This is a genomic window from Marinimicrobium sp. UBA4509, assembly GCF_002388575.1.
Classification (GTDB): domain Bacteria; phylum Pseudomonadota; class Gammaproteobacteria; order Pseudomonadales; family Cellvibrionaceae; genus Marinimicrobium; species Marinimicrobium koreense.
The window spans coordinates 18,469-23,949 of sequence record NZ_DGMV01000029.1; the positions used below are offsets into that span (position 1 = coordinate 18,469).

Below are 5,481 nucleotides of genomic sequence, written 5' to 3' on the forward strand. Positions count from 1 at the left end.
CATTCGTAGGGCGGATAAGCGCCACCGGCGCGCATCCGCCATTACCTCACTTGACGTTGCCCCTAACCGCACGGCCCCAATTCCCTACTGAACACCACCCAACGCCTGATACAGAGCCACCGTCGCCGACAACCGACTCAAGCGCCGCTCGACTATCTGCTCCCTCGCCTGAAACAGGTTCCGCTGAGCGTCGATCAGGGTCAACAGGTCATCACTGCCCTCCCGATACCGCACTTCCGTAAGCCGCAGCGCCCGTTCCGCTTCCACCAGAATCGCCTGATCGCTTGTCTCCTGCCCGGCCTCCAGAGTCACACGTCCCAACGCATCATCGGTTTCCTGTAACGCCACCAGAAGTGTATTCCGGTACTGAGCCAATAGTTCCTGGCGTCTCGCCTCCGTCCGACGGCTCTGGGCACGCGTGCGTCCGCCATCGAAAATCAACTGACTGAGGGACAGGCCGGCATTGTCGGATTCCCGCGCATCGCTCAACGAAAACAGTTCCGCCGTTGATAGGCTGAAACCGGCACTCAGACTCAGGGAGGGTAGAAAAGCCCGACGTGCCACCACCACGTCCGCATCGGCGGCTTGCAGTTGCGCTTCGGCTCGTGCCACATCCGGTCGTGCGAAAATGGCTTCCGCGGGCGGCTGGGCCTTCAGATCCGGCAAGCGGATGTCGCTGAGTGCCTGCGGTTCAACCGATAGTGTTTGGGGCATGGCTCCCAGCAATACCGCCAGGGCACGGCGCGTCTGTTGCGCCTGAAATTGCAACGGCGGAAGCTGTGCACGCTGAGACAACAGGCTTGTGCGTTGGCGGGCGACGTCTGCCGCACTGGCTACGCCGTTTCGATAGCGCACCTCGACGACGGTCATCACCTGCTCGCTCAGCGCCATATTGTCTTGGGCTATCTGAATGCGAGCGTGCAGCGCCTGATATTCAAACCAGGTGTTGGCAATGGCGCCGGTCAGGCTAAGGTAAGCGGCGCGGTAATCCTGCTCACTGGCACGAAAACCGGCGCGGGCGGACGCTCGTTCCGCCGCCACCCTGCCCCACAGGTCCAATTCATAACTCAACCCGAGGTTGGCGGAGGTCGACTCCGAAGAGCGGCTATCGCCCTCGACGTCCTGGTCACTGCGCACGCTGGTTCCGGCGCCGGCATTGAGGCCTGGATAGACCGAGGCGCCCGTCGCACGCATCTGCCAATCCGCCTGGCGCAGGCGCTGCTCGGCGGCCATCAGGTCCGGGCTGTTCTGTAAGGCCTGCTGCATCAGGGCGTCGAGCGGTTCAGCGCCGAACGCCTGCCACCAGCTCGCTAAGGAACTCGAGCCCTCTCGCGCGCCGGATGTTGCCAGAACACTGTTCCAGGTCAGGTCGGGATCAATCTCGGGGCGCGGCACAGGGTCGATGTTCGCACAGCCCACCAGAACACTCAGGCTGCAGCAGGCCGCAAAAACGTTGCATTTCATCGCGTTCACTCCGTGGCCAAGGCGTTGACCGGATTCAACCGGGAGGCCTTGCGCGCGGGCAGATAACCAAAAATCAGGCCGGTGGCAAAGGCGCAACTGAACGCCAGCACCACCGGCAACAGGGAGTAGTAAATGGGCGTGCCGAAATAGCTCAGTGCCGCTGCCACGGACAGCCCCAACACGACGCCAATCAAGCCACCCAGAGCTGACACCACCAGCGCCTCAATCAGAAACTGTTGCAGAATATGTCGTGTTCGCGCGCCGGTTGCCATGCGGATACCGATTTCCCGGGTACGCTCGGTGACACTGACCAACATGATATTCATTACACCGATCCCCCCAACCAACAGGGAAATGGCGGCAATGGAGCCGAGCAGCCAGGTCAGGGTGTCCTGGGTTTCGGAGATCGCCTCAATCAATGACGCCATGTTGCGAATCTGGAAGTCCTCGGTGCCGTGGCGTTGCAGCAGCAATTGGTGTACCGCATCCTGGGTGGCATTCATCCGGTCCGTATCCGCAACCGCAACGGTAATATTGCGCAGGTGTTGCTGGCCAAACAGACGCAGGCTGCCGGTGGTGTATGGCACCAGCACCACGTCATCCTGATCCTGCCCCATGGGCGAAGCGCCCCGCTCTTCCATGACCCCAATGACCTGAAAGAGCACATTGTGAATCATGATGTACTCACCCAGCGGATTTTTTTCGCCGAACAACGAATCCGCGACGGTCTGCCCCAGAACCGCCACCGAGGTGTAGTTGTTCTGCTGCTCCAGAGTAAAAAAGCTGCCGGTCGCCACCGACCACTGGCGCGCTGCCGGAAACGCGTAGGAGGTCGCGTTGATCTCGGCGCGGTGATCCGAATTGCCGTAGCGCAGTGTCTGGCCGCCGGTCAGCTCGGGAATGGCCGCAATGATATTGGGTACGGTCTGGTTGATCGCGTCCATGTCTTCCGGTACCAGAGTGGTCACACTCCAGCGCCCTCCGCGCTGGTCTGGCCCGCCGGGTCGGACCAGCAACAGATTGCTGCCCATGGAGCTGATCCGGTCCACCACGTCCTGGCGCGCGCCGTCGCCGATGGCAAGCATGGTGATGACCGAGGCCACCCCAATCACAATACCCAACAGGGTCAGTGCCGTTCGGAACAGGTTACTGCCCAATGAGCGAAGGGCGGTTTTGGTGCCTTCGGTCAGCTCGTTGGCAAACGGCGGGTCGCGGTGCCAATCAGGAGCGGGCTGGTCGGACAGCTGCTCCGCGTCCGATACCGGCTCAGCCGCGCCCGGATCGGCGACAATCCGACCATCACTGATATCGATACGCCGATGGGCGTGTTTGGCTACTTCCGGATCATGAGTGATCAGTACAATGGTGTGGCCCTGTGCAGACAGGGACTGCAACAACGCCATCACTTCCCGTCCGCTGTGACTGTCCAGTGCGCCAGTGGGCTCGTCTGCCAGAATGATCTGGCCACCGTTCATCAGCGCCCGGGCAATCGAAACCCGCTGCTGTTGACCACCGGATAATTGGCTGGGTTTGTGGTCGAGCCGATCAGCCAGTCCAAGTGTGGACAGCAATTCCCGGGCCCGCTCGCGCCGCTGGGCCGGTGTGAGCGCGGAGTAGATTGCCGGCATTTCGACATTCTCCAGTGCACTGGCGCCGGGCAGGAGGTTGTAGCTCTGGAAGACAAAGCCGAAAGACTCCCGACGCAACTGGGCCAACTCATCCGGCGAGAGATTGGCAACGTCGCGCCCGTTGAAGCAATACTGGCCTTCAGTGGGTTTGTCCAGGCAACCGATGATATTCATCAGGGTCGATTTACCCGAGCCGGAGGCGCCCATGATGGCGACAAACTCCCCGGGGTAAACCGTCAGGTCAATACCGTGCAGTACCCGGGTTTCAAGCTCGCCGTTGTGGTAGCTCTTGGTAACACCGGACAAGCTCAGGATGGGGGTGCTCGACATCAGCGAAACATCCGTGGAATGCCACTACCCTGCTCGCGCCGGTTGCGGCTTTCCGGTCCACTAAGCAGAACCCGTTCGCCCTCACTCAACCCGGACAGGATTTCCGCGTGCACCCGATCGGTGACACCGACGCGCACCTCCCGTAACGCCGGCTCAGCGCCGGGGCTCACCACAGAAACCGTTGCCGATCGTCCGCTCCGGGAAGCTGCTTCAGTGTTACGTTGAGTCCGCTCTCCGTAGCGCAATGCGGATACCGGGACGATCAGGGCATCGTCAGCGGCTCCGGCGACAAAAAACACCTGAGCCGTCATCTGGGGCAGCAAGCGTCCACCGGGATTTGGCACATCAAACAGGGCGTAATAGAGCACCACATTGTTTTCGACTAGGGGAGTCGGTTCAATCCGGGACAACTGCCCTTCCCAGCGTCGCCCCTGATTGCCCAGGGTGGTGAAGTAAACCGGCATTCCGGCCTCCAACTGGCCGATATCCGCCTCCGACACCTGGGCCTGGACACTCATGGTGTCCAGGTCGGCAATGCGCATCAGTATCGGGGTCGTTTGGGAGGCGTTCAGCGTCTGCCCTTGGCGGGCGTCGATGGTCACGATGGTGCCGTCCATGGGGGCATAGATTTTGGCGTACTCGAGGTTGGCTTCCTCGGCACGCAACGTGGATTGTGTCTGCTCGATCTGGGCACTCAGTGCTTCGATCTGTGCCTCGGCGGAACGCAATGACGCTTCCGCACTTTGCAGTGCTTCGCGGGTGGTCGCATCTTCGGCGAAGAGGTTTTTCTGGCGCTGGAGCTGAATTTCGGCCAGTGTCAGTTGCGCCTTGCGGTCCTTCAGTTGCGCCTGCTGGTTGCGCAACTGCGCTCGGGTGCCATCGACGCGGGCGAGGTACACCGTGGGGTCAATTTCCGCGAGCAGATCCCCCTGTTTGACCTCATCACCCACCTGCACGTGCAGGGTTTCCAACTGGCCGGACACCTGAGCACCGACATCCACATAGGTGCGGGGTTGCAGCACGCCGGTCGCGGTAACCAATGCCTCGATATTGCCACGGCGGACTTCGACGCTGGCGAGCGCCTCTTCGTTAGAACCGCTCGGCCAGAATTGAAACACGGCCAAGGTGATCAGAACGAGCGCGGCGACAAGCACCGCTTTTTTGAAAAGTTGCCGGGAAACCACCATCCGTTGTTATCGCTCCTGCCTGTATTTATTGGAGCGGCTATTGTGCGGCAGTTACGACGTGGTTGGCAGCGGTTTTACCGGGCTTTAACCCGGCTTTACATCCGTTAACACGGATGTAAAGCCGGGTTACGGAGGATCGCGTCAGATATAAGCGTTGGTGCGGTCGGTGTGGTCGGTCACATCCCGAACACCCGCCAACTCGGGCAGCTTCTCTTTCAGCGTCGCTTCAACGCCGTTTTTCAGGGTCACTTCCACGGCCCCACAGCCCTGGCAACCGCCGCCGAAACGCAATACGGCGTAGTTGTCCTCGGTGATCTCCACCAGGCTGACGTTACCCCCATGAGAGGCGAGGCCCGGGTTGATTTCGTTGTACAGGACGTAGTTGATGCGGTCTTCGAGCGGACTGTCGTCATTGACCTGGGGCATTTTGGCATTTGGCGCCCGGATGGTGAGCTGCCCACCCATGCGGTCCGGGGAGTAATCGACCTTGGCGTCTTCCAGGTATGGCAGGCTGCGGCCTTCAAAGTAGGCTTTGAAGGCGGTCAGTTCGACGATTTCGTCGTCTTCCTTTTCTTCGCCGGGGCGGCAGTAGGCAATGCAGGTCTCGGCCTGGGGGGTTCCCGGGCTGGCAACAAACATGCGAATTCCGACGCCCTCGCTGTCCTTCTGTTTGTTCAGAAGCTCTTTGAGGTACTGCTGGGCGGATTCGGTGATCTGTACATTGACCATAGTGGCGTGCGGGCCTCCAATACTGGGACAGGCGTATACCTGATTGATTTACTCGGGTATTTTACGGGATATTGGGCTTGGAGACAAAGGGGTAGAAAATTGGGACAGAGTGCAGTAGCTGCGTCACGCCCGATCCGGCACGG

Annotated in this window: 4 protein-coding genes; all 4 read right to left on the reverse strand. The window is 60.6% G+C overall.

Features of this window, described 5'->3' with window-relative positions; translation table 11 throughout:
- Positions 1–84: 84 nt before the first annotated feature.
- A complete protein-coding gene (locus tag B3520_RS03645) occupies positions 85–1,464 on the reverse strand; it encodes an efflux transporter outer membrane subunit (RefSeq protein ID WP_286804366.1) in 1,380 nt (459 codons plus the stop codon).
- Positions 1,465–1,469: 5 nt separating this feature from the next.
- The gene (locus B3520_RS03650) at positions 1,470–3,422 is read right to left on the reverse strand and encodes a MacB family efflux pump subunit (protein WP_286804367.1); all 1,953 of its coding nucleotides are present in this window, start codon (positions 3,420–3,422) and stop codon (positions 1,470–1,472) included.
- Positions 3,422–4,609 (reverse strand): efflux RND transporter periplasmic adaptor subunit, encoded by a 1,188-nt coding sequence (locus B3520_RS03655; protein ID WP_286804368.1) that lies wholly within the window; start codon positions 4,607–4,609, stop codon positions 3,422–3,424. Before B3520_RS03655 ends, B3520_RS03650 begins: the two co-directional genes overlap by 1 nt.
- 141 nt (positions 4,610–4,750) lie before the next feature.
- Positions 4,751–5,338, reverse strand: a complete 588-nt coding sequence (gene nfuA / locus B3520_RS03660) for a Fe-S biogenesis protein NfuA (RefSeq protein WP_286804369.1) — start codon at positions 5,336–5,338, stop codon at positions 4,751–4,753.
- Positions 5,339–5,481: the final 143 nt, after the last annotated feature.

Coding starts and splice junctions, on each gene's coding strand:
- nfuA (WP_286804369.1), bottom strand. CDS start 5,338: ATGGTCAATGTACAGATCACCGAATCCGCCCAGCAGTACCTCAAAGAG.
- B3520_RS03655 (WP_286804368.1), bottom strand. CDS start 4,609: ATGGTGGTTTCCCGGCAACTTTTCAAAAAAGCGGTGCTTGTCGCCGCG.
- B3520_RS03645 (WP_286804366.1), bottom strand. CDS start 1,464: ATGAAATGCAACGTTTTTGCGGCCTGCTGCAGCCTGAGTGTTCTGGTG.
- B3520_RS03650 (WP_286804367.1), bottom strand. CDS start 3,422: ATGTCGAGCACCCCCATCCTGAGCTTGTCCGGTGTTACCAAGAGCTAC.